The sequence below is a fragment of the Paraburkholderia terrae genome, assembly GCF_002902925.1.
GTDB classification, from domain to species: Bacteria; Pseudomonadota; Gammaproteobacteria; order Burkholderiales; family Burkholderiaceae; genus Paraburkholderia; species Paraburkholderia terrae.
This window is the reverse complement of sequence record NZ_CP026111.1, coordinates 2,818,057-2,842,004: the sequence shown is the minus strand read 5'-3', so window position 1 is coordinate 2,842,004 and position 23,948 is coordinate 2,818,057. Positions and strand designations below refer to the sequence as shown.

Below are 23,948 nucleotides of genomic sequence, written 5' to 3'. Positions count from 1 at the left end.
GGATGCATCTCTTGCGCAATCGGACATATGGGTGAATGATCGAAAGACGGCCCGCCGCCCGCAGGTGTTGCTGCGCGCGGCGGGCCGTTTTCCTGTTCCCGTTCCCCGTTCCATGCGTTCCGATCATGACCATTACAACGTCCAACGTCGTTCCCTGTCCTGAAGTCGAATCGCTCGACGCGATTCTTCCCGAAGAGCCACTTCTGATGATGGGCGCCGGCCCCGTGCCGATTCCCGCCGCCGTCGCTAAGGCCAATGCGATCGTCATCAACCATCTGGGCAACACGATGGCGAAGGTGGTTGGACAGGTGAAGACGATGGCGCGCTACGTGTTCCAGACGAACTCGAAGTGGGTGCTGGGCGTGGCGGGGCCGGGCTCGGCGGCGATGGAGATGGCGATCTCCAATCTCGCGTGGCAGGGCACCCGGGTGTTGAGCATCAAGAACGGCTTTTTCAGCGCGCGGATGGCGGAGATGGGCCGGCGCGTTGGCGCCGAGGTCTCGCTGCTGGAAGTTGGCGATCGTGCGGTCGCGACGCTCGAGCAGGTCGAGGAAGCGATCCGGCGCACGCGGCCGGAGATCGTGACGATCGTGCAGGGCGAGACGTCGAACACCGTCTGGAATTACCACCTGAAGGATATTGCGGCGCTGGCAAAGCAGGCGGGCGCGCTGGTTGTCGTCGATGCCGTCTGCACGCTGTCGACGATGCCGCTTGAAATGGACGCGTGGGGTATCGACGCTGTGATCACGGGCGGGCAGAAGGGGTTGTCGTCGATTCCGGGTGTTTCGCTGATCGCGTTTTCGGATGCGGCGTGGGAGCGGGTGAAGGGACGTCCGCATGCTAGTGCGCATTGGTGTCTGGATGCGTCGCTGGCGGAGAATTTCTGGCACAACGCGGGGTATCACTACACGGCGCCTGTGTCGGGCGTGCTTGCGCTGCACGAGGCGTTGCGGCTTGTTTGCGCGGAGACGCTGGAGAAGCGTTTTGCCAGGCATTTGAAGTGCTCGCTTGCGTTGCAGGCGGGGATCAGTGCGATGGGTTTGGCCTTATATGCGCCGGCTGAGTGCCGGTTGAATTCTGTTGTTGGGATTGAGGTGCCCATCGGGCAGAAGGCCGGGCTGACGCCGGCGGATATTTGCGCGCATATCTCGCGGTTTCATCAGGTTGAGATTTCGGGGTCTTTTGGGTTGCCTATTGTGCGGATCGGGCAGATGGGCGAGCAGGCGCGCGCTCATAACCTCTTTCGTACGCTGCATGCGTTTGGGCGGACTATGGTTGAGCTCGGGGTTGGGGTGGATTTGCCAGCTGGTGTGGCGGCGCTTGAGCGGGCGCTGGCTGGTAGGGATTGAGGTTTTTTTGTCTGCGACGCTGGGTGGGTTGCTTTGTGTTTTTGCTGGCGTCCGCGGTTTGTCTTCGTGGTTCAGGCGTTGCCGGTCGGTGTGTTTGCCTTTGCGCTGGCATCCGCGAGTTGTTAGCGTGCTTCAAGCGTCGCCCCGCACAGGGGCGACGCGTGAAGCACGAAGGCAGAGCGCGGATGCCAGCGAAAACAAAAGCAAACCAACCCGGCCGCGCCAAGAAGACAACCCGCATATGCCAGCGGCAAACCCAAAAACAACCAAACCGCTACCGCACCAAAGGCACAAACCTAAAACCTAAACGCCCGCTGCAAGCGCCAACCTCAAGCCGCCGCAGGCGCATTCGGCGTCCGCGCATTGCGCAAATAAAGCATGGTAGACAGCGCAACAGCCGCCGCGGCGGCAACAGCCGCGAAGAGGAACACTGACCCATATCCAAACTCACCAGCAACATACCCGGCCAGCGGCCCCGTAATCCCCAACGACAGATCGAGAAAAACTGAGTAAGCCGACAACGCCGCGCCCCGGCTAGCGGGCGGCACAAGCCCAACCGCCTCGACGCCGAGCGCCGGAAACACCAAGGCAAACCCGAACCCGGTCAACGCAGCACCCGCAAGCGCAACATGCGGCTCCGGCGCAAGCCACAGCAACAACAGCCCAACGCACTCAAAAGAAAACGAAGCAATCGCGACGCGAAAACCGCCATACGTCTTGATCGTATTGGCAAACAGCAACCGCGCACCGATAAACAGCGTGCCAAACACGGTCAACGACAACGCCGCATTCGGCCAATGATTCGCCGCATAAAACAGCGTGATGAACGTCGCGATTGACCCAAACCCGGCCGACCCAAGCGCAAGCCCGATCCCGTGCGGCAGCACACGAGTAAACACACTGCGATACGACATCCGCTCACCATGCACAACGGGCACAGCGGCAATCGGGCGTGCCAGATAGAAACCCAGCGCCGCCAGCACAATCACCACAACCCCAAGCGCAAAAAACCCCACGCTATGCGCAATCGCGACGCCCAGCGGCGCCCCAATCGCGAGCGCGCCATACGTCGCGATGCCGTTCCACGAGATCACCCGCGCATTGTTCGTCGTGCCGACCCGCCCAATACCCCACAGGATTGCCCCCGTGCCGCACAGGCTTTCGCCAAAGCCCAGCACGAGCCGGCTCAGCACCAAAAGACTGAGACTCAACGTCGGCCACCGGCCAAGCAGCACGGCCAGCAGCAACAGCACGCCGCTCACCCCGCAGCCGATCAGACCAATCGTCACCGTCTTCTTCGGCCCGAGCGTATCCGCGGAACGTCCAGCAAGCGGACGCGAAGCAAGCGTCGCGAAGTACTGCACGCTGATCGCCAGGCCCGCGATCACGGCGCTGTAGCCAAGATCGTCGTGGACGTAACCCGGCAGCACCGCGAGCGGAATACCGATCGTCAGGTAACAAAGAAAGGTGAAAAAAACGACCGGAATGATCTGCAAAGTGGTCGCAAATTCGCTGCGCGGTGTAGCGGAGTCGGCGGACATGGGGAAAACGAGACTTGAATTTGGCGGGAAGCCGTGATTTTCCCATGGAACCGATTCACTTGCAGGATTTGCTTAATAATTTTCTGGTCTGAACAACGGGCTGAAACGGGCATTTGACGGTTTTCCGTCAATTTTTCTGGCGTTCAGACACGCTTTCCGACAACACAGCTTCAGCATTCTGTGTCCGATTTAAGCCATATTTAATAAAAATACAACTAAACAGACATTCAGATATAAGCCCAGCCTCCCGCCGCCGTCTCAATTTATCGCTCCAGCTATATGTCCTCCATGCGATCGGACCTATGGGTTGTGAATATTGATGATGCTACTTTTCGAACCATCAGCCGCACCGTCCGCACGCCCCACGCGGACGCGAACAACCGAAACGAGCACGAGACATGAGCCAGCCGATCCGCTTCTACCATCGCAACGCGATCCGTGAGATCACCGACGCACCCGTCACCCGCACCGTCCTTCAATACCTGCGCGAAGACGCGCGCTGCACGGGCACCAAGGAAGGCTGCGCGGAAGGCGACTGCGGCGCCTGTACCGTCGTGATCGGCGAGCGCAACGACGCGGGCGGCGTCAGCTTCAAGGCGGTCAACGCCTGTATCCAGTTTCTGCCGACGCTCGATGGCAAGGCGCTTTTCACCGTCGAAGACCTGCGCCAGCCAGACGGCAGCCTGCATCCCGTGCAGGAAGCAATGGTCGAGTGTCACGGCTCGCAATGCGGGTTCTGCACGCCGGGTTTCGTGATGTCGATGTGGTCGATGTATGAGAAGCACGGCCACGAGCATTCGTGCGCGAACAAGACCGTGCCGAACCGCGCCGATATCGCCAACGCGCTGACGGGCAACCTGTGCCGCTGCACCGGCTATCGCCCGATCATCGAAGCGGCCGAGCGCATGTTCGAGTTGCCCGCACCGAAAGCACCCGTCGACGTCAAGGCGCTCGCCGACAAGCTCGCCACGCTCGAACGCGGCGAAACCTTCCACTACGAACGCAACGGCCAGCAGTTCGACGCGCCGCGCACCGTCGCCGCGCTCGCGAAGATCAAGGCTGACGCGCCCACCACACGCATTCTCGCCGGCAGCACCGACATCGGCCTTTGGGTCACGAAGATGATGCGCGACCTCGGCCACATCGTGTACGTCGGTCAGATTGCGGAAATGCAGAAGCTCAACGTGACGGACGACTGGATCGAGATCGGCGCGGGCGTCACGGTCGAGCGCGCGTACGCCGAACTGGCGAAGCAGTATCCCGAACTCACCGAAATGTGGCAGCGCTTCGCGTCGCTCCCAATCCGTAACGCGGGCACGATCGGCGGCAATGTCGCGAACGGTTCGCCCATCGGCGATTCGATGCCGGGCCTCATCGCGCTGGGCGCGCGCGTGGTGCTGCGCGGCGGCGAGATCGAACGCGAACTGGCGCTCGAAGACCTGTACCTCGCGTATCAGAAGAAGGATATGGCCGAACACGAGTTCGTCGTCGGTCTGAAGGTGCCCGCGCGCAACGAGGCTCGCAAGCACTTCCAGTTCCGCACGTACAAGATTTCGAAGCGCTTCGACTCGGATATTTCCGCCGTGTGCGCCGCGTTCTCATTCATCGCCGATGGCGAGACGATCCGCGAGCCGCGCATCGCGTTTGGTGGCATGGCCGCGACGCCGAAGCGCGCGGCGCACGCGGAAGCCGCGCTCGCCGACAACGAATGGCACGAAGCGACCGCGCAGATAGCAATGCTCGCGCTCGCGAAGGACTATCAGCCGCTCAGCGACATGCGCGCGACCAGCGACTATCGCCTCGAAGCTGCAACGAACACGCTGTACCGCTTCTGGCTCGAGACGCGCCCGAACAATCCGCTGCAAAAGAGCGCGCTCGATGTGCGCGCGGTGTTGGCAGCAGGCGCTGCGGCCTGACGGACAAAAAGGAAACGGAGAACCTACAGAATGAACCAGCAAGCCGAACCGTTCCTGAAGGACGCGAAAGAACTCGCCGATTTCACGCAAGTCCACGTGTCGCGTCCGCATGAATCCGCGCATCTGCACGTCAGCGGCCGCGCGACCTACACCGACGACATCCCCGAACTCGCGGGCACGCTGCACGCGGCGCTCGGCACGTCGCCGAAAGCGCACGCGAAAATCCTGTCGATGTCGTTCGACAAGGTGCGCGCGACGCCCGGCGTCGTCGCCGTGTTCACGGCGGGCGATATTCCCGGCCATAACGATTGCGCGCCGATCGTCAAGGGCGACGATCCGATCCTCGCGGACGGCATCGTCCAGTATGTCGGCCAGCCGATGTTCATCGTCGTCGCGACCTCGCACGATGCGGCACGCCTCGGCGCACGTCGCGCGGATATCGAGTTCGAGGAACTGCCCGCCGTACTGACGGCGCAGCAGGCACGCGCAGCGAACCAGAGCGTGATTCCGCCGATGAAGCTCGCGCGCGGCGATGCCGCATCGAAACTGCAACGCGCAGTGCATCGCGATGCGGGCGAGATGCTGCTCGGCGGCCAGGAACAGTTCTATCTGGAAGGGCAGATTTCCTACGCGGTGCCGAAGGACGACGACGGCATGCTCGTTTATTGCTCGACCCAGCACCCGACCGAAATGCAGCACCTCGTCTCGCATATGCTCGGCGTTCATTCGCACAATGTGATGGTCGAGTGCCGGCGCATGGGTGGCGGTTTCGGCGGCAAGGAATCGCAGTCGAGCATGTTCGCGTGCTGCGCGTCGCTCGCGGCGTGGAAGCTGTTGTGCCCGGTGAAGCTGCGCCCGGACCGCGACGACGACATGATGATCACCGGCAAGCGCCACGATTTCCACTATACGTATGACGTCGGCTACGACGATGAAGGCCTGATCGAAGGCGTGTCCGTCGACATGACTTCGCGCTGCGGCTTTTCCGCCGACCTGTCCGGCCCCGTGATGACGCGCGCCGTGTGCCACTTCGATAACGCGTACTTCCTGTCGGACGTCGCGATCGACGGTTTCTGCGGCAAGACGAACACGCAGTCGAACACGGCGTTTCGCGGCTTCGGTGGTCCGCAGGGCGCGTTCGCGATCGAGTACATCATGGACGACGTGGCGCGTTCGCTCGGCAAGGATTCGCTCGACGTGCGCCGCCGCAACCTGTACGGCAAGACCGAGCGCAACCAGACGCCGTATGGCCAGATCGTCGAAGACAACGTGATTCACGAACTCATCGACGAACTCGAAGCAACCAGTGACTACCGTCGGCGCCGTGCTGAAATACTCGAATTCAACCGCAACAACGAAGTGTTGAAGAAGGGGCTCGCGCTCACGCCTTGCAAGTTCGGCATCGCGTTCAATGTGACGCACTTCAACCAGGCGGGCGCGCTCGTTCATATTTATACCGATGGTTCGGTGCTTGTGAATCACGGCGGCACGGAAATGGGCCAGGGCTTGAACACGAAGGTCGCGCAGGTCGTCGCACATGAGCTTGGCGTGAACTTCAGCCGCGTGCGCGTGACTGCGACGGATACGTCGAAGGTCGCGAATACATCGGCGACGGCGGCGTCGACGGGTTCGGACCTGAACGGCAAGGCCGCACAGGATGCCGCGCGGCAGTTGCGCGAGCGTCTTGCCACATTCGCCGCCGAGAAGTTCGGCGCGGGCGAGGTGACGTCGGCACAGGTGCGTTTCGCGGGCGACTGTGTGCTGGTCGGCGACGCCATCGTGCCGTTCGAGGAAGTGATCGCGAAGGCGTATCTCGCGCGCGTGCAGTTGTGGTCCGATGGTTTCTACGCGACGCCGAAGCTCTACTGGGATCAGGCGAAGCTGCAAGGCCGGCCGTTCTTCTACTACTCGTATGGCGCGGCCGTATCGGAAGTCGTGATCGATACGTTGACGGGCGAAATGCGCGTGCTGCGTGCCGATGCGTTGCATGACGTTGGTGCGTCGCTGAATCCTGCCATCGATGTCGGCCAGGTCGAAGGCGGTTTCATTCAGGGCATGGGCTGGCTGACGACGGAAGAATTGTGGTGGAACGCGGGCGGAAAGCTGATGACGCACGCGCCGTCCACCTACAAGATTCCGACCGTCAACGACACGCCGCCTGATTTTCGCGTGCGGCTCTTCAAGAACCGCAATGCGGAGGACAGCATCCATCGTTCGAAGGCAACGGGTGAGCCGCCGTTGTTGCTGCCGTTCTCGGTGTTCTTCGCGATCCGCGATGCCGTCGCTGCTGTCGGCGATTACAAGGTGAACCCGCCGCTGAACGCGCCCGCGACCAGCGAGGAAATCCTCAAGGCTGTCCGTGCTGTTCGCGCTGCTGGACACTAAACTTTAGAAGAGGGCGTTCGCCATGATGCATGTTCCGACTTTCGCGCAGATGCCGGTTCAGATTGGCCGGCGCAGCGGCCACGCGACGCAGTTGCCGCCGCCGATGCACATCGTGCTGTTCGGCGCGGGCCATGTCGGGCATGCGCTTGTCGCGCTGCTTGGCCGGCTGCCGTGCGTCGTGCAATGGGTCGACGAACGCGACGAACTGTTCCCTGACGAAGTGCCCGCGAACGTGCAGATCGAAGCGACGGACACGCCCGACGCCATCGTCGACGAAGCGCCTGCAGGCGCGTTCTTTCTCGTGATGACGCACAACCATGCGCTGGATTTCGCGCTTACCGAGCGCATCATGCGGCGGCGCGATTTCGCGTACTTCGGGATGATCGGCTCGAAGACGAAGCGCGTGAAGTTCGAGCGGCGTTTGCTCGATCGCGGTGTCGATCCGCAGCGGCTGTTCGAGATGACGTGCCCGATTGGCGTGCCGGGGATCGTCGACAAGGCGCCGACGTCGATTGCGGTGGCGGTGTGTGCGGAACTGTTGCAGGTGAGGTCGCAGCAGGTCTCGTTGGCGGATTTTGCGTCGGTTCAGGAAGCGGATTGCGTCGACGCGTGATTTATTGAGCGGTTCCTCCAACGGGCGCAGCGGGGTGACTTGCTGGGCCCGTTTTTTTACGGCTAGAGGGTTATCTTGCCGCCTTTGCCGTCGGTGACCTGGAGATATAGACGAAGCTCCGGGTATTGCGTTGCAAGCCAGAGCAGCGCGGCTCCGCCAAACCGGCGGGCGAATTCATCGGTGATCGGATTGTTAGCTCCGACCTCATGTTCCATAGCCAGATTCATTCGCACGTCCTTGAAAACGCGTGCGTCGACGAATCCCGTTTTTATTGTTCTGGATTCAGCGTCGTAATAGGAAACGAAATATTCAGTCATCAGCCGCGTGGACTTCGTACTCGGTCATTCTCGTGATTCTGCATCGATGACCTGCACGCTTTCGCACAAGATCACGATCTCCGCTCCCACGGACGGTTCGATCACGAACAAAACGAGTTCGCCTTGGGAAACAGCTGCTTCGATTTCGGCGATCTTCTCGTCCGCTAACGATGCGTTGTAGTCGTGCTGACTGTACGCCCATTGAACATGGTCTCGGATCTCATCCGTCGAGAACCTGTGAGACCCCGAGATAAGTACGCGAGAGATGACGTTCTGCAATCCGAAGTCGCTCACGCGCAAGGCTTTTACCCCCGAAAACCCGATTCGGGTCTCGGTGCTGATTACCCGTTCGAGATTGAGCAAGGCACTTCCGCTTGCTCGTGAGTAAGCGACTCCGGCGATCTCTGCGTCGTGGTAAACGTTTGTCGTGTTCATGGCAGTCCATGTGTTCGATGTGTGGTCGCATCAAGGCAACGGCGAAAATCTTATGCCAGGACCGCGAACGGGATAAGGACCACCACCGTCGTTCCAGTTGTGCGCGTGAGGGATGCCTTGCCCATGATCGTGATCAAAGTCGAAATCGACGACGACGGGTTTTCCATCCGCTCCAAATAAGCGCATCTGCCCGCTGCCGGGATTGGTGTACCAGGTTCCCGGCTCCCCTGTGTTAGGCGTCAGCCGGCCGGCTAGCTGAATTGACGAAGACTCATCGACCAATACGCCGTCCGTCAGACGATAGGGCTCTGCACTGTCGAGTTGCGTCGGCGCTCCGATATATTGATCTGCAATGTCGGCTTTATCATCGACTCCGTATTCAGACAAATCAGGCAATCCGTACCTGCTGACCCATCCAGCCCGCGCAAAAACCGGCGCGTCCCGAGCGGATCGGCCAGCACGGCAGCATGCATGAACTCTGCGTTGACGCTGTCATACATGCCGCGTATATCCGCCAGAGTCGGGCCGCCGGCGTTCATCGCCTTTAGCTGGTCCCGGTAGCGCTCGGCGAAAGGCACGTCGAAGATATGACTGTAATGGTCCGCGCCCCAGAACGACGACTTCGGCTTTTCCGTTACCGACGCAGCGCTGCCAACGCGTGCGGGCTCTTGCGCAATCACATGAACGGAACCGCCGCGCACCATCATTTGCAGCATCTCGACCACTTCGAGATCTGAACCTGACTTAGAGAGGCGCGCGTGCCAGTGAAAATTCTTGCCGAGGAATCGCCGGACGCGATCTACGAGGTCCGCGTCTTTTGCCCACACGTCTGCGTAGGCTCGACGGGTGAACGTCTTGCCTGCATCGATGGCCTTTCGGCCGTCCTCTGTCGATGCGATTCGTAAAAGCGATGTGTCATCGCTCCGATACATCACGTAGCGATGCCATGCATCCGTCTTGAGTTCTGTCGCCATGTGCCATCGTCCGCTTTTGGGCAGGTGAAACATCGTAGCGAATCACCATCGGACGAATCGTCATGTTTTGTAAAGATCAGGCGAGCGCTTGACCCACTCCTAAACTTCTCCAGCGGACGCAGCAGGCAAACTCATTTCCTTCCCCACGCCCCGCACCCGCCTTGCCTTCTTCGCCACCAACATCTCCGACACCTGCGCCATCAAGCCGCGCAACCACTGGATATCGCTAGGCCGGTCCGGCTGCGGATGCCACATCTGATAGCACTTGATGCGCGGAAACGGAATCGGCACGTCGACGACAGCCAGCGGCAGCATCTCCGCATAATGCAGCGCAAAGCGTCGCGTCGTCGTGAAGATGAGATCCGATTGCAGCAGCACTTGCGGCACGAGCCCAAAGTACGGAAGTGTCGCGACGATACGCCTCGCCGCATGTGCCCGCGCGAAGCCCGTATCGATCGCACCGCCGCGCGCGCCGCTGTAGTGCGCGGGCGCGAGATGCGGCGCAGCGAGATAGGCGTCGCGCGTGAGCGGCGCTTTCGCGAGCGGATGATCGGCGCGCATCATGCACACGACGGTGTCGGAGAACAGGTCGCTGCGCTCGAAGCGCTCGTCGGGCTTCGGCCAGTTGCCGATCACCAGATCGAGCTCACCCGCATCGAGCGCGGACGCATGATCGAGCAGCGGCCCGAGCGACTCGATCTCGAGCCGCGCGTGCGGCGCCGTCTCGCGGAATTGCGCGATCACGGTCGGCATGAAGAAGTCGTTCAGATAGTCGGGCGCGGCGATGCGGAAGGTGCGGCGCGAGCGCTCCGGCTCGAAGTCGCCGTGCGGCGTCGCGACGAAATCGACGTCGCGCAATACCTTCTGCACGGACGCGAGCAGCGATTCGCCGTATTCCGTCGGCACCATGCCCGACTTGCCGCGCACGAGAATCGGGTCGTTCAGCGTTTCGCGCAGCTTGCGCAGCGCGGTGCTGATAGCTGGCTGCGTCTGGTTCAGCCGTAGCGCGGTCTGCGTGACGCTGCGCTCGACGAGCAGCGTGCGCAGCACGCGCACGAGCCAGATATCGAGTGATGCGGCGTTGTCGTCGTCCATGAATCGGCGGGGCGGGGAAGGCCCGTTGAAGGCTTTCGAATGCTTGTGTCGAACGGTGCATCGCGATGCAGCGGCGTCCTTGTGCCCGACGCCTCGCCGCATGCGCGCGCGAAGCTATAACCTTAGGTCGTTTTGCCCTCCGCGGGCCATAGCGCAGGCCCTATGACGGGCATCACGGCCGGCGATCCGCCCACTTGCTGGCCGCCACGCCAAGTCACACCATGAACGGCGGCGAACCCGCCGCCGGCCAGCGAACCACGTAAAGGCGCTCAGGCCTTCGCCAGCGCAGACGGCAGCGACGTGATCCGCTTGACTTCCTTCGAGTCAAGCCAGTTCGGCGTACGCGCGCAATAGAGCACCATGGGCAGCGCGTCTTCGCCCCAGAACAACTGCTTGTTGAGCCAGAACGTCGGCACGCCGAATACGCCGATCGCGATGGCGTCGGTACTCTGGCGCATCAGCTGCGCGCGCGTTTCCTCGCGCTCGATCAGCTCCTGGCCATTCGGCACGTTCAGCTTTTCGCACAGCGCGGCGAAGCCATCGGCGCTCGACGGGTCGCGTCCGTCGCGCCAGATGAAGCGGAAAATCTCCCGCACCGTTTGCAGGTCCGAGCCGAGCGCAATGGACAGCAGCATCGGCTTGGTCGAATCGAACGGATGCGCGGGCGGCATGCGGAACGGAATGCCCAGTTGTTCCGCGCGAAAGAGCGCATACCGGTACGTGAAAATGCGTTTCGCGGGCACGTCGTAGGCGACCCGCTGGCCCCAGTGGCGATACAGATCGTTCAGCAACACGGGCGTCAGCACGAACGGCAGCTCAGGCCATTTGTCGTGCTGTTCGAGCAGCAGATACGAGAACGGTGAGACAAAGTCGTAAAACCACAGTGGCTGCGTGGCGTCGATGCCATCGGTCATGATGTCTCCCGGTTACCGGAGTCGGCGGGCCGTCGGCGATGTAGCGCACCGGCCCGTTCTGATTGTTTCGATCTTACGCGGAGCAAGCCGCGTGCGCATCATTTGACAAAATGGCGTCACCGCGCCCAGCGTTGCCGCAGCGCGGGTTCGGCGCACGCGCCAAGGCTGTCACGAGGTGCGGGCAGGACGGTCGCTGCCGGGCTTGGCCACGCTTTCGTGGCTGTCGGGATTGTCGTGATGTTCTTGCGCCGCGTGGCTCTCGTGCATTGCCGCACGGGCTTCGGCGCGGCCGACGGCGGCGGGGCCTTCATCAGCCGTAGCAGGCTTGTCAGGCGTACCTGCTGCGTCCGATGCGTCGCGCGCCGCGACCGCTTCCGAATCGCGCGTGAGGCGCGCCCGCACGAAGCCGATATGCTCGCGCAGCACATAGAACTGATCCGCATACGCAAGTGGCATCTTCAGACCGTTGACCGATTCTTCGATCTTGTCGAGCCGCACGATGAGCGCCTCGCGCTCGGCCGCCGACGTTTCGTTCAGCGCCTCGCGCTCGATCGCGATCAGCGCGCCGTACCAGCGGTAGATGCGCGACTTCACGCGCCACGCATACAGCGACGGCACGAGCCGCAGCCCCGGAATCAGCACGACGATGATCGGCACCAGCACGACCAGCAGCCGGTCCGCGAGGCTCGCCAGCCAGAACGGCAGCACGCGGTACAGGAAGCTCTTGCCCGACTTGTAGTAGCGGGCGGCGTCCTCGCTGATCGGGAAGTCATGTGCGAGCGGTGCGGGGAATTCGCCCGCCCGCTGCAACGCCGTCGCCTTGCCATGCACCTCGTGCGCCGCGTCGATCAGCAGATCGGACAGCGCGGGATGCAGCGAATCGCGCGCGACCAGTTCGGCCGTCGGCGCGATCATGTGCAGCGTGGTCGACGGCAGGTTCTTGCCGAGATCGAACGATCCCATCGGCATTTCGATCTGCGTCAGATACGGGAAGCGCTTCGCGTAGGCCGGGGCCTGCGTGAAGTCGTAGAACTGCACGCCCGCCGTGCGATACAGCTTGCCCATCACGGGCGGCTGCGCGGAGTCGCCCGTCAGGATCGCCGCGTCGATCTTGCCTTCCGTCAGCGCTTTGGCGGCGTCGTCGCCGGACAGCGGCAGCAGCTTCGTCGGGCCGTCGGGCGTGATGCCGTTCGCCTTCAACAACTGCAGCGCGAGCTCGCGCGTGCCGCTGCCTTCGGCGCCGATCGCGATGCGCTTGCCCTTGAACTCGGACAGCAGCGTGATCATCGGCCCGCGATAGAAGATCGCCACGGGCACATACGAGACGCTGCCGAGCGACATCAGATCGTCAGTCGATTTCGACGGCGCGATGCCGTCCTGCACGAAGCCGACGTCGATGTCCGCGTGCGGGTCGGTCAGCCGGCGGTAGTTGTCGAGCGAGCCTTCCGTCTCCAGCACGTTGAGCGTGATGCGGTTGCGCGCGAGGATTTCCTTGTACTTCTGCGCGGCCACCCAGAAGGTGCTGCCTTTGGGGCCGGCCGCCATCGTCAGTGTGTTGGGCGGGGCGGGCTGGATCAGTCGCACGGCGACGTAGATCGCAATTGCGCTGATTATCAGGATGGGGCCGAACGATACAGCGAGATCGCGCCAGGAGATCGCCACGAAGCGGGCGACGAGGCGGGGCGGTGGCTTGCGCTCAGAGGGGCGTTCCGGGCGACGTCCGTCGGAAGGCTTCATGGGAATGCTTGTGCGGTCGGATGAATTCGCGCCGATGGTACAGGAGATTGATGTCGCGGCGGCGCGTGCGGCGGGCGCGCGGGGTCGTAAACGCGTAACAAAAAGTGACCTGGAACGACGGGGTACAGCTTACGGTACACGCACGGCGGACCGTTGAAGCACGTCTGGCACGGCCGTTCCGTTTTGCATCGGGCGGGAAGCGGCTGCAACAGGAACCGTGCAGAACACGCGATATCCTTTGCAGAACTTGCGCGGCTAGATTACATTGGCAACGCTGCCGCGCATCGACGTTGGCGCAGCGGGACCCGGCGAGACTGACGAGACCAGGGCACGCTGCCAACTGCGCGGCGCACGGCCGGTGTCATGCACCGCTGCGCGCTGGATCGCGCCGGCCGTCATCCTTTCTAACGCCTCTCTCGCAGACCGTGACAACGCTCCTGGCTCGCCATGCCTCGTCGCGCCTTCGCGCGCGCGTGCAGTCGGGCCACTCGTAGTCGTAACCAAGCCGCAGTCAAACGCGGTCCAAACCAAGCAAAAAGGAGAAGGTATGAAATCGGTCGATTTTCTGAAGGCACTGGGTGGTGTTGTCGCAATGGTTGTTGCATGCCACGCGTATGCCCAGGCAAGCGACTCCACGTCCACCGGCACGACGGCAACTGCACCCGCCGCTAATTCGAAGGCCGCCAAGTCGGAAAACCGCGCGCTGGGCAAGAAGGTCCGCTCGGCCCTCGCGAAGGCGCAAGGCCTCGACGTGTCGAACATCAACGTGCGCGCCCGTGGCGGCGCAGTCACGCTGACGGGCACGGCCCCCGACAACGACCAGATCCAGAAGGCTGGCGAAGTCGCAAAGGGCGTGGCTGGCGTGACGTCGGTGTCGAACAAGATCAACGTCCAGCAGCAATAAGCGGCAAGGGCCGCGCCGGTGAGGGTCGGACCATGATCCGGCTCGCGGGCAGCGGCCATCCGGTCACCTGACGAACGGCACACTGCAATGTTGCGGCGTGCTTACCGGTCAGAATGACAAGCGGGCTCCCGTTTCCAACGGGAGCCCGTTTCGTTTTGGGGAGCGCTTCGTTGCGCGCGCATCCAGCGCGGGTGTCAAGGCGAGCACGGCAATACCCAAGCGAAGGCAGCCTTGGCTCTACGAAACGGGACTACCCGTGTAGCGTCTCGTTGCGTAGACATCGCACCTGCGGACGCGGCGAGCCGCGCGTGGCGGGCGTTTGCGGCTGTTTTAAGGTAACGGCGGCGAGCGGCTCCCGCCTATGAATGTCTCTGGATCAGGACGGTATGCGTGTTGACTACGCATGCTTCTTCGCATGCGAACCGGCGTCACGCAAGCGATCAAGCGACAGCGCCGCAAAGAGCGGGAGATCGGCGCGAAACTTGCGTTGGAGCAGCCGCCGCAGCCGCGCCCGCTGCGTGTTTCGCTGCATGTCGGCTGGTTGCAGATGGGCGTGATGCGGCATCGACAACAAGACAATGGAGACGGTAATGACAGGGAAACTGTTATTCAGACGTGCTGCCACTGCCCTTTGCTTCGCCACCAGTTCGATCCTGCTCGCCGCGTGTGGCCACAGCGACGATCACAACCAGACGGCCAACGCGCTGCCCTCGTTCGTGGTATCCAGCAGCGTCACCACGACGGCTTACGACGGCAACAGCGACGATCTGCTGACGGGCGGGCTGGGCAAGACGGGCCTCGGTTTGGCAACGGCGCCTTCGTTCGCGAACCCGGCGAGTCCGACGGCGGCGGAGTTGCGTCGGCTCGCAATCTGGTCGAACTACCGCGCGCTCGTCGACATGTCGGCGAACGGCGGATATGGCCGATTCTGGGGGCCCAACGTCGACCTGAACGGTAACGACACGCTCGGCGAAGGCAAGATCGCGGGCACCGAATACCTCGCGTACGCCGACAACGGCACCGGCCAGCAGAATGTGACCTTGATGGTCCAGGTGCCCAGCACGTTCGATCCGAACAATCCGTGCATCGTCACGGCGACGTCGTCGGGTTCGCGCGGCGTGTACGGCGCGATATCAGCGGCGGGCGAGTGGGGCCTCAAGCGCGGCTGCGCGGTCGCCTACACCGACAAGGGCAGCGGCAACGGCGCGGAAGAAATGCAGACGGGGCTCGTCACGTTGATGAACGGCACGCTTTCGACGGCAGCGGGCTCGGGCACGGCGAGCCTCTTCAAGGCGAACGTGACGTCGGCGGGTCTGGCGTCGTTCAACAATGGCTTTCCGAACCGCTACGCGTTCAAGCACGCGCACTCGCAGCAGAACCCCGAGCAGGACTGGGGACACGACACGCTCGAAGCGATCCAGTTCGCCTATTGGGCGCTCAACCAGCAGTTCGCGCCGACCATCAACAACAACGCGCAGCAGCATGGCGTGCGCTACAGCGCGGGAAGCATCACGACGATCGCGGCTTCCGTCAGCAATGGCGGCGGCGCGTCGCTCGCGGCCGCCGAGCAGGACACGCAAGGGTGGATCACGGCCGTCGTTGTCGGCGAGCCGCAGATCAATCTGAACATGGCGTCGGCGGCTAAGGTGTTCGAAGGCGGTGCGCAGATTCCCACGGCGGGCGCGCCGCTCGCGGACTACATGACCTACGCGAACATGCTGATGCCGTGCGCGGCAGCCGCGACGGCGGCGACGGGCGCGCCGTATCTGACGGCGCTGCCGCTCGCGACCACCCAGGCGATCCGCACGGCGCGCTGCGCATCGCTGGCGGCGGGCGGCTTCGTGAGCGGCGCGGACGCGACGAGCCAGGCCAACGACGCGCTCGCGAAACTGCACGCCGCAGGCTACGAAACCGACTCCGATCTGCTGCACGCGCCGATGTGGGATTCGCAGGCCGTGCCTGCCGTCGCCGTCACTTATGCGAACGCGTACACGAAGTCGAGCGTGACCGACAACCTGTGCGACTTCAGCTTCGGCACGACGAACGCGACGACGGGCGCGGCGGGCGTCGCGCCAGCCGTCGCACCGATGCCCTCCATATTCGGCCTCGGCAACGGCGTGCCGCCGACCAACGGCATCAACCTCGTCTACAACATATCGCCGGCAGGCGGCGCGGACCATCGGTTTGCCACGGCCGACGCCAGCTACACGGGCGCCGCGTGTCTGCGCGCGTTGTGGACGACGGGCGACGCGCGCATGCAGCAGAACGTCAACGCGATCCGCGTGAACGCGAACCTGCACGGCAAACCGGCCATCATCGTGCAGGGGCGCAGCGATGCGCTCGTGCCCGTGAACCACGCCTCGCGCGCGTATCTGGCGATGAACAGCATCACGGAAGGTTCGAAGAGCCAGCTCGCGTTCTATGAAGTGCTGAACGGCCAGCACTTCGACGCGTTCCTGGGCGTGGCCGGCTTCGATACGCGCTTCATCCCGGTTCACTACTACAACATCCAGGCGCTGAACCTGATGTGGAGTCACCTGAAGGGCGGCGCGGCGCTGCCGCCGTCGCAGGTGATCCGCACGGTGCCGCGCGGCGGCACGGCAGGCGCCGCGCCCGCGCTGACGACAGCCAATCTCCCCGCGATTTCGATGAGTCCGGGTTCGGACGCGATTCAGGTGGGAGCGTGCGCGGTGAACGTGCCGAAGTGATGTGATAGAGGAAGCGGCTCGCCATCCGTTGCACGAGAAACGGCGAGCCGCGTGACATACACGTGACATGCGCGTGACAGGAATCGGGGCGTATCGCGCCAGCTGGGAACCGACTGTGCGCCGGCCCACGCCCGAACGCGACGGACGTTCGTTCTTGTGCGCCGTGACACACTATTTACCCGTCGGGTGCGGTACTGTGAAGTTATCGACGATGCTTCACGGAGCGACGGCCATGGACACGATCCGCTTCACCTACACCGACCTTCCCATCGGCGAGCGCGCTGCGTTCGAGCTGGTGTGCGCGCGGCACGGGTTCGCGCCGGCGCATTTCGACATCAGCGCGAGCGACGATCCCGACGACGCGTCGCATCGCTCGCGTCTTCTGACGATCCGGCGCGGCGGCTGGGCGCAGTCCTATCACGAGGACACGGCCGGCCACTGGGTCCGGCAGTTCGAAACCGACCTGAACTGCCGCTTCTTCAAGTGATTCAAGTGGTCCGTCACGCGCGGCGGGCATGCACGCCCGCTCGCCGTCAGGACAGGACGAGTCGCACGCCGACGAGCGTCAGCGTCGCGGCGAGGAGATTGCGCAGCAACTTTTCGGGCGCCTTCGACGACAGATAGCTGCCGATCACGATGCCCGGCAGCGAGCCGACCAGCAGCGACAGCAGCATCGACCAGTCGATCGAGCCGAGCAGCCAGTGCCCCGCGCCCGCCAGCAGCGTGAGCGGCACGGCGTGGGCGATATCGGAGCCGACGATGCGCGTGGTCGGCAGCATCGGATAGAGCAGCAGTAGCACGGTGACGCCGATCGCGCCCGCGCCGACCGAGGTCAACGACACCAGCACGCCGAGGATCGCACCCGTCAGCATCGTCAGCCCGAGCGTGCTGCCCTGGCCCGTCGCGCGCTTGCGCGAAGCCGCGAGCTTCGTCAACTGCGGCCGGAATATCAGCGCGATCGCGGTGATCAGCAGCGCCACGCCCAGCACGAGGGAGATCAGATGTCCGCCGCGCGTCGAGGTCATCCCGTAGCGGTGCAGCAGGATCAGCGTGATGGTGGCGGCGGGCACGCTGCCCGCGGCGAGGCGCAACGTTACCTGCCAGTCGATCGAACCCTTCACCCCATGCACGAGCGTGCCCGTCGCCTTGGTCGCGGCGGCGTACAGCAGGTCCGTGCCGACGGCCGTTGCCGGATGGACGTTGAACAGCAGCACGAGGATCGGCGTCATCAGCGAGCCGCCGCCCACGCCCGTCAGTCCGACCAGAAAGCCGACGAACAGACCTGACGCGGAAAACAGGAGATCGATATGGGGAAGTGCCATTGCGCGGACCGCGGACGGTCGTAAAGGGTTACGGGCGAGCTTGCCGGTGGCCGTGCGTCTTGCTGCCTTTCAGATGATCCCATCGGGCGTTCATGCTGGCTGGCGGCGCGGCGAAAGACCGCTATTGTCGCAAAACCGGCGCTGCCGCGTACGAATGCGGCCGGATGCTGTGTATCGGGCTGTCCCGACAGACGGCTTACAATGAGCGTTTCGGGCGCCGAGGGTTTGCCGAATGGCACGTCAGCGTGCCGCTTCTGCCTCTGCTGTCCCGTGCCTTCCCATCCGCAGACCGATAAAAATGAATCCCGGCGTCGCCTACGCATTGCTCGCGTTCACCTTGTGGGGACTGTTCCCCGTCTACTTCAAGTCGCTGCATCAGATTTCGCCTGTCGAGATGCTGGCGCACCGGATGGTGTGGTCGATGCTGTTTCTCTTCATCGTGCTCACCGTGCGGCAGCAGTGGCGCTGGCTTGCGCCTGTGCTGCGCGATCGTCGGCTGCTGGTTCGTTTCGCCGCGAGCGCGCTGTTGCTGTCGACGAACTGGGGCATCTATATCTGGGCCGTCAACGCGGGGCATATCGTCGAGGCGAGTCTCGGCTATTTCGTCAATCCGCTGATCAACGTGCTGTTTGGCCTTGCGTTTCTCGGCGAGCGGTTGCGGCGCGTGCAATGGCTTTCCGTCGCGGTCGCTGCGTGCGGCGTGCTGTGGCTCACGTGGGAAAACGGCCATCCGCCGTGGATCAGCCTTGCGCTCGCGTTCAGCTTCGCGGGCTATGGCCTGTTGCGCAAGACGGCGCAGTTGGGCGCGCTCGAAGGGCTGACGCTCGAAACGGTGCTGCTTTTCCCTGTCGCCGTGCTGTATCTGTTTTTTGCGTCGTCGCATGGCGAGAGCGGGTTCGGCGCGGCGTCACTCGGCGTGAAGGTGCTGCTTGCGCTGGCCGGGCCGATCACGGCCGTGCCGCTGTTGCTGTTCGCGGCGGGCGCACGGCGTATTCCGCTGTCGATGCTCGGGCTGATCCAGTATGTGACGCCGTCGCTGCAACTGCTCATTGGCGTGCTGATCTATCGCGAGCCGTTCGGGCAGGCGCAGCTGATCGGCTATGGCGCGATCTGGATTGCGCTCGCGCTGTATTCGCTCGATGGGTTGTGGCGGGCGCGGTTTGCGCGGGCTTAAGGCGCTGCTCGCCCGCGCATAAAGTGCCGTTTGTGGCGGTCAGATCGCGCGCTTGACCTCGACGATACCGAACACGGCCAGTGCCAGCCCCGCGATGCGGTCGATGATCACGCGCAGCTTGTGGCCGATCGCATGCCGCGCGAGCAAGACCGCTGTCACCAGGAAGCACCACCACGCGATTGATCCGCAGAACACGCCGAGCACGGTCGTGAACGCGACACTCGATGAAAACGGTCCGCGCGGCGCGAGCGTCGTGAAGAGGGCGGCGAACATGATGACCGTTTGCGGATTGGTCAGGGTGAGCAGCAGGGCGCTAGCGAAGGCCTTTACTGCGCCTGAGTGGCCGATGTTGGCGAGCTTGCCTTCGCCGTTGTTGCCGTTGTCGGCGGGGACTTTTTGTAGCATCGTGCGGATGCCGAGATAGAGCAGGAATAGTCCTGCGATGATGTGCAGCGGCTTGTCGTAGGCCAGCATGAAGTGCGATACGCTCACCAGGCCTAGCGCGGCAATCAGGCCGTAGATGGCGTCGCCGCCGGCTATGCCCAGGCCGATTGCGAGGCCCGCGCGGGGGCCGTCCGTGAGCGTCCGGCGGATGCAGAGCATGCCCATGGGGCCGACTGGGGCGGCGACTGCGAGGCCTACGCCTGCGGCCGTCACGAAGAGTGATGCGCTGAACATTTTTGCTCCTATGGTTTTTTTGTCTGCGACGCTATGTGGTTTGTTTTGGGTTTGCGCTGGCATCCGCGCTACCTTGTTTGCCTCTGTGCTGGCATCCGCGATTTGTTAGCGTGCTGCACGCGTCGCCCCTGTGCGGGGCGGCACCTACTTTTCTTTGCCGCCGCAAAGAAAAGTAGGCAAAAGAAAGCGGCTAACACCGCCAACGTTTCTTCCTGCCTGAGGGCCCTCAACCGGTCCCTTACTTCACGCGGCAACTTCTCGATTCAAGCTCGTTGCCAGCGCTCTTGCAGTGCGCCTCACCCGCTTCACGCGCCCGCGTCGCCGCACGCCATGCCGGATATTCTACAGCCGCCCAGGTGGCAAACTGTGTGTAGGCCGTAGTCCCGCACACGCCTCACTCCGGCCGATAGCGCACGTGTCCCACCCTGTAGTGTCCCACCCTGTAAGAGCGCCAGGCTATACGTCGCGACAACCTACACACAGTTTGCTACCTGGGCGGCACATACCATTCGCTGCCGCCAGCCGTGGTGCGGGTGTTTGAAGTGGGTGAAGCGTTCATTCAGCGCGTTGGCAACACGCGCGAACAGGGACGTTGCCGTGTGAAGCGTAAGACCGGTTGGGGGCCCTCAGGCAAACACAAGAATTAGCGGTGTTAGCCGCTTTCTTTTGCCTACTTTTCTTTGCAGCGGCAAAGAAAAGTAGGTGCCGCCCCGCACGGGGGCGACGCGTGAAGCACGCTAACAGAACGCGGATGCCAGCAAAACGGCAAGCACACCGCCCGGCGACGCCAAAAAAACCAAACCCAAAAGCAACCCTTGCAACCTCAAACCACAGCCGGCTGGCTCCGATCCTTATGATGATCAGCAGCCAAAAGCATATACATCGCAGGCACAACAAACAGCGTAAAAAGCGTCCCAATAGAAAGCCCAGAAAAGATCACAAGCCCCATGGCATTGCGCCCAGCGGCACCAGCCCCCGACGCAATCACCAAAGGCAACACCCCAAGCACCATAGCCGCGGTAGTCATCAGAATAGGCCGCAACCGCACAGCAGCAGCCTCCTCAAGCGCCTCGCGTTTCGACCGCCCAGCGCGCTGAAGCTCATTAGCAAACTGCACAATCAAAATACCGTGCTTGCTGACAAGACCCATCAACGTAACAAGCCCAACCTGCGTATAAATGTTAAGCGTCGACAGCCCGAGGTTAATGAAGATCAACGCCCCAAACAACGCCATCGGCACCGACACAAGAATCACCACAGGATCGCGAAAACTTTCGAACTGCGCGGCAAGCGCCAGAAACACAATGATCGTTGCGAACATCAGCGTAAGCACAAATCCGCCCGACTCCTGCACGAACTGTCGCGACAACCCGGAGTAATCCGCGCTATAGCCGGTCGGCGCGGCATCGGTCGTGGCCTTGCGCAAAAAGTCGAGCACTTCGCCCTGCGAAATCCCCGGCGCGATCACACCGGAAATCGTCGCCGAGTTCAATTGCTGAAAGTGATTGATCGACTCTGGCACGACGTTCTGCTTCAAACGCGTCACAGTCGAAGCAGGTATCACACTGCCATCCGGCGTGCGCAAATAATAGTCAAGCACCTGCGACGGATTCAAACGGTCCGTTTGCAGCACCTGCGGAATCACCTTATACGAGCGCCCCGCAATCGAGAAATAGTTCACGTAGTTGCCACCCAGCGCCGCGCCCAGCGCCTGCCCGACATCGCTCTGCGTGAGCCCAAGCGACGCAACCTTATCGCGATCCACGACCAGCACGCTCTCCGGTTTGTCGATCTTCAGATCGCTATCGACGAAAAAGAACATGCCGCTTTCGCGCGCCTTCTGCAGCACGGTCTGAGAGACTTCATTCAGGTTCTCGAACGGCTCCGTCGTGCTGATCACGAACTGCACCGGCAAGCCCTGCGCGCCCGGCAACGGCGGAAACTGGAACGCGGCCACGCGCGCGCCCGCGATGCCGTTCCACTTCGCCTGCAACTCCTGCTGCAACTGCGTGGCGTTCTTCTTGCGTTTATCCCAAGTCTTGAACAGCACGCCGCCAATCCCCTGATTCAGCGTCGGCGCGCCTGTCAGCTGGAACATCTGTGAATACTCGGGCATGTCCTTCGAGATGTTGAACACCTGGTCCGCGTAGGTCTGCATCTGCTGGATCGTCGCATTTGGCGGCCCCTGGATCTGCGACAGCACGATGCCCTGGTCCTCCTGCGGTGCAAGCTCCGATTGCGATGTCATGAACAGATACACCGTGCCACACAACAGCAGCGCCCCCATCACGATGAACACGGGCCACGTGTCGAGCATCGAATGCAAGAGCCGCTGATACCCGTGATGCACGCGCTCGAACTGTCTGTCGACGAAACGCGCGAAGCGTCCCGACTCCTGATCCATGCGGAAAAAGCGCGAGCACATCATCGGCGACAGACTCAGCGCGATCACACCCGATACGGCCACGGCGCCCGCCAGCGTGAACGCAAACTCGGTGAAGAGCGCGCCCGTCAGCCCGCCCTGAAAACCAATGGGCAGATACACGGCGATCAGCACGACGGTCATCGCGAGAATCGGTCCGCCCAGCTCGCGCGCGGCAATCATGGCGGCTTCGAATGGCTGCTTGTCTTCCTCTTTCATATGCCGGTCGACGTTCTCGACCACGATGATCGCGTCGTCGACCACGAGTCCGATCGCGAGCACGAGCGCAAGCAGCGTCAGCAGATTGATCGAATAACCGAGCATCTGCATCACGAAGAACGTACCGATCAGCGATAGCGGCATCGCGATCACGGGGACGATCACCGCGCGGTAGCTGCCGAGGAACAGGAAGATCACGACCGTCACGATCAGCAGCGCTTCGACGAGCGTCTTCACCACTTCTTCGATGGCGGTGTTGATGAAGTCAGTCGCGTCGTAGACGATATCGCCCGTCATGCCCGTGGGGAACTGCTTCTGCAGATCCGGAAAGATCGCCTTCACGCGCTTCGCCACATCGAGCACGTTCGCGTCCGGCGCGACCTTGATGCCGATGAACACCGAACGCTTGCCGCTGAACGCGACGTTGAAGTCGTAGCTGTCCGCGCCGAGCACGACATTGCCGACATCTTCGAGACGCACGATCGCGCCGTTCTTCTGCTTGACCACCAGCTTCCTGAAGTCTTCGACGGAATGCAGGTCGGTGCCCGCGTTCAGATCGACGCTGATCATCTGCCCTTTGGTCGTGCCGAGCGTCGCCAGATAGTTGTTGTTGCCGAGCGCTGTGAACACGTCGGAAGCCGTCACGTTGTGCGCGGCGAGCTTCGTCGAATCGAGCCACGCGCGCAACGCAAACTGACGGCCGCCGAGAATTTCCGCCGTCTGCACGCCCTGGACCGAATCGAGCTTCGGCTTCACGACGCGCAGCAGATAGTCGGTGACGTTGTTGCTCGGCAGCACGTCGCTGTAGAAGCCCATGTACATCGCGTCGGTGGTCTGGCCAACCTGTACTGTCAGCACGGGCTGCTGCGCTTGCGGCGGCAACTGGTTGCGCACCGACGCGATCTGCGTGTTGATCTCCGTCAGTGCGCGGTTCGAATCGTAGTTCAGGCGCAGCGTCGCGGTGATCGTCGAGAGGCCCGTCGTGCTCGACGACGACATGTAGTCGATGCCCTGCGCCTGCGCGATCGCCGACTCGAGCGGCTGCGTGATGAAGCCGGCCATCGTGTCGGCGCTCGCGCCGTAATAGGCGGTCTGGATCGTGACCACGCCGTTTTCCGTCTGTGGATATTCGCTGACCTTGAGCGTCGACAGCGCACGCAAGCCGAGCACGAGAATCAGCAGGCTCACGACGGAGGCGAGCACCGGCCGTTCGATAAAGATATCGGTGAATTTCATCGGGCGGCC

At 62.7% G+C, this 23,948-nt stretch carries 18 protein-coding genes; 8 read left to right on the top strand and 10 right to left on the bottom strand.

Annotation, left to right across the window (positions count from 1 at the left end):
* Positions 1 to 125 precede the first annotated feature (125 nt).
* A complete protein-coding gene (locus tag C2L65_RS12525; protein ID WP_042307289.1) occupies positions 126 to 1,349 on the top strand; it encodes a pyridoxal-phosphate-dependent aminotransferase family protein in 1,224 nt (407 codons plus the stop codon).
* Positions 1,350 to 1,678: 329 nt separating this feature from the next.
* Here C2L65_RS12525 and C2L65_RS12515 read toward each other — a convergent pair whose 3' ends face one another.
* Positions 1,679 to 2,890 (bottom strand): MFS transporter, encoded by a 1,212-nt coding sequence (locus C2L65_RS12515; protein WP_042307291.1) that lies wholly within the window; start codon positions 2,888 to 2,890, stop codon positions 1,679 to 1,681.
* Positions 2,891 to 3,288: 398 nt separating this feature from the next.
* Between C2L65_RS12515 and xdhA the strand changes: the two genes are divergently transcribed.
* Genes xdhA through xdhC form a run of 3 tightly spaced genes read left to right on the top strand, consistent with a single transcriptional unit; the run spans position 3,289 to position 7,804 of the window.
* Positions 3,289 to 4,806: a xanthine dehydrogenase small subunit gene (xdhA, locus tag C2L65_RS12510; protein ID WP_042307293.1), complete on the top strand. Its 1,518-nt coding sequence runs from the start codon at positions 3,289 to 3,291 to the stop codon at positions 4,804 to 4,806.
* A 30-nt stretch (positions 4,807 to 4,836) separates the two neighbouring features.
* Positions 4,837 to 7,191, top strand: a complete 2,355-nt coding sequence (gene xdhB / locus C2L65_RS12505) for a xanthine dehydrogenase molybdopterin binding subunit (RefSeq protein WP_042307295.1) — start codon at positions 4,837 to 4,839, stop codon at positions 7,189 to 7,191.
* A 22-nt stretch (positions 7,192 to 7,213) separates the two neighbouring features.
* Positions 7,214 to 7,804, top strand: coding sequence for a xanthine dehydrogenase accessory protein XdhC (gene xdhC, locus C2L65_RS12500; protein ID WP_042307298.1), 591 nt, complete (start codon positions 7,214 to 7,216; stop codon positions 7,802 to 7,804).
* A 62-nt stretch (positions 7,805 to 7,866) separates the two neighbouring features.
* Here the strand turns inward: xdhC and C2L65_RS12495 are convergent, their stop codons facing one another.
* From C2L65_RS12495 to C2L65_RS12465, 6 genes are all read right to left on the bottom strand, one after another.
* On the bottom strand, positions 7,867 to 8,121 hold the full coding sequence (locus C2L65_RS12495; RefSeq protein WP_042307300.1) for a hypothetical protein: 255 nt from the start codon (positions 8,119 to 8,121) through the stop codon (positions 7,867 to 7,869).
* A 24-nt stretch (positions 8,122 to 8,145) separates the two neighbouring features.
* The gene (locus C2L65_RS12490; protein WP_042307302.1) at positions 8,146 to 8,556 is read right to left on the bottom strand and encodes a hypothetical protein; all 411 of its coding nucleotides are present in this window, start codon (positions 8,554 to 8,556) and stop codon (positions 8,146 to 8,148) included.
* 293 nt (positions 8,557 to 8,849) lie between these two features.
* The gene (locus tag C2L65_RS12480) at positions 8,850 to 9,383 is read right to left on the bottom strand and encodes a hypothetical protein (RefSeq protein ID WP_156132284.1); all 534 of its coding nucleotides are present in this window, start codon (positions 9,381 to 9,383) and stop codon (positions 8,850 to 8,852) included.
* A 246-nt stretch (positions 9,384 to 9,629) separates the two neighbouring features.
* Complete coding sequence (locus C2L65_RS12475; protein WP_042307305.1) at positions 9,630 to 10,625, bottom strand: LysR substrate-binding domain-containing protein; 996 nt, start codon at positions 10,623 to 10,625, stop codon at positions 9,630 to 9,632.
* A gap of 269 nt (positions 10,626 to 10,894) precedes the next feature.
* Positions 10,895 to 11,539 (bottom strand): 2-hydroxychromene-2-carboxylate isomerase, encoded by a 645-nt coding sequence (locus C2L65_RS12470; protein WP_042307308.1) that lies wholly within the window; start codon positions 11,537 to 11,539, stop codon positions 10,895 to 10,897.
* 168 nt (positions 11,540 to 11,707) lie between these two features.
* Positions 11,708 to 13,276, bottom strand: a complete 1,569-nt coding sequence (locus tag C2L65_RS12465) for a TAXI family TRAP transporter solute-binding subunit (RefSeq protein ID WP_042307310.1) — start codon at positions 13,274 to 13,276, stop codon at positions 11,708 to 11,710.
* Positions 13,277 to 13,823: 547 nt separating this feature from the next.
* Between C2L65_RS12465 and C2L65_RS12460 the strand changes: the two genes are divergently transcribed.
* From C2L65_RS12460 to C2L65_RS12450, 3 genes are all read left to right on the top strand, one after another.
* A complete protein-coding gene (locus tag C2L65_RS12460) occupies positions 13,824 to 14,180 on the top strand; it encodes a BON domain-containing protein (protein WP_042307312.1) in 357 nt (118 codons plus the stop codon).
* A gap of 578 nt (positions 14,181 to 14,758) precedes the next feature.
* Positions 14,759 to 16,888 (top strand): 3-hydroxybutyrate oligomer hydrolase family protein, encoded by a 2,130-nt coding sequence (locus C2L65_RS12455; protein WP_081920885.1) that lies wholly within the window; start codon positions 14,759 to 14,761, stop codon positions 16,886 to 16,888.
* 232 nt (positions 16,889 to 17,120) lie between these two features.
* On the top strand, positions 17,121 to 17,375 hold the full coding sequence (locus tag C2L65_RS12450) for a hypothetical protein (protein WP_007589174.1): 255 nt from the start codon (positions 17,121 to 17,123) through the stop codon (positions 17,373 to 17,375).
* A gap of 46 nt (positions 17,376 to 17,421) precedes the next feature.
* Here C2L65_RS12450 and C2L65_RS12445 read toward each other — a convergent pair whose 3' ends face one another.
* A complete protein-coding gene (locus tag C2L65_RS12445) occupies positions 17,422 to 18,210 on the bottom strand; it encodes a sulfite exporter TauE/SafE family protein (RefSeq protein ID WP_042307317.1) in 789 nt (262 codons plus the stop codon).
* Positions 18,211 to 18,508: 298 nt separating this feature from the next.
* On the opposite strand from C2L65_RS12445, the gene rarD reads away from it, so the two are divergent.
* Positions 18,509 to 19,384, top strand: a complete 876-nt coding sequence (rarD, locus tag C2L65_RS12440) for an EamA family transporter RarD (RefSeq protein ID WP_042307318.1) — start codon at positions 18,509 to 18,511, stop codon at positions 19,382 to 19,384.
* Between the two features lie 39 nt (positions 19,385 to 19,423).
* Here rarD and C2L65_RS12435 read toward each other — a convergent pair whose 3' ends face one another.
* Together C2L65_RS12435 and C2L65_RS12430 are read right to left on the bottom strand one after the other, a co-directional pair.
* On the bottom strand, positions 19,424 to 20,062 hold the full coding sequence (locus tag C2L65_RS12435; RefSeq protein ID WP_042307321.1) for a LysE family translocator: 639 nt from the start codon (positions 20,060 to 20,062) through the stop codon (positions 19,424 to 19,426).
* 823 nt (positions 20,063 to 20,885) lie between these two features.
* On the bottom strand, positions 20,886 to 23,939 hold the full coding sequence (locus C2L65_RS12430; RefSeq protein ID WP_042307322.1) for an efflux RND transporter permease subunit: 3,054 nt from the start codon (positions 23,937 to 23,939) through the stop codon (positions 20,886 to 20,888).
* Between the last annotated feature and the right edge of the window lie 9 nt (positions 23,940 to 23,948).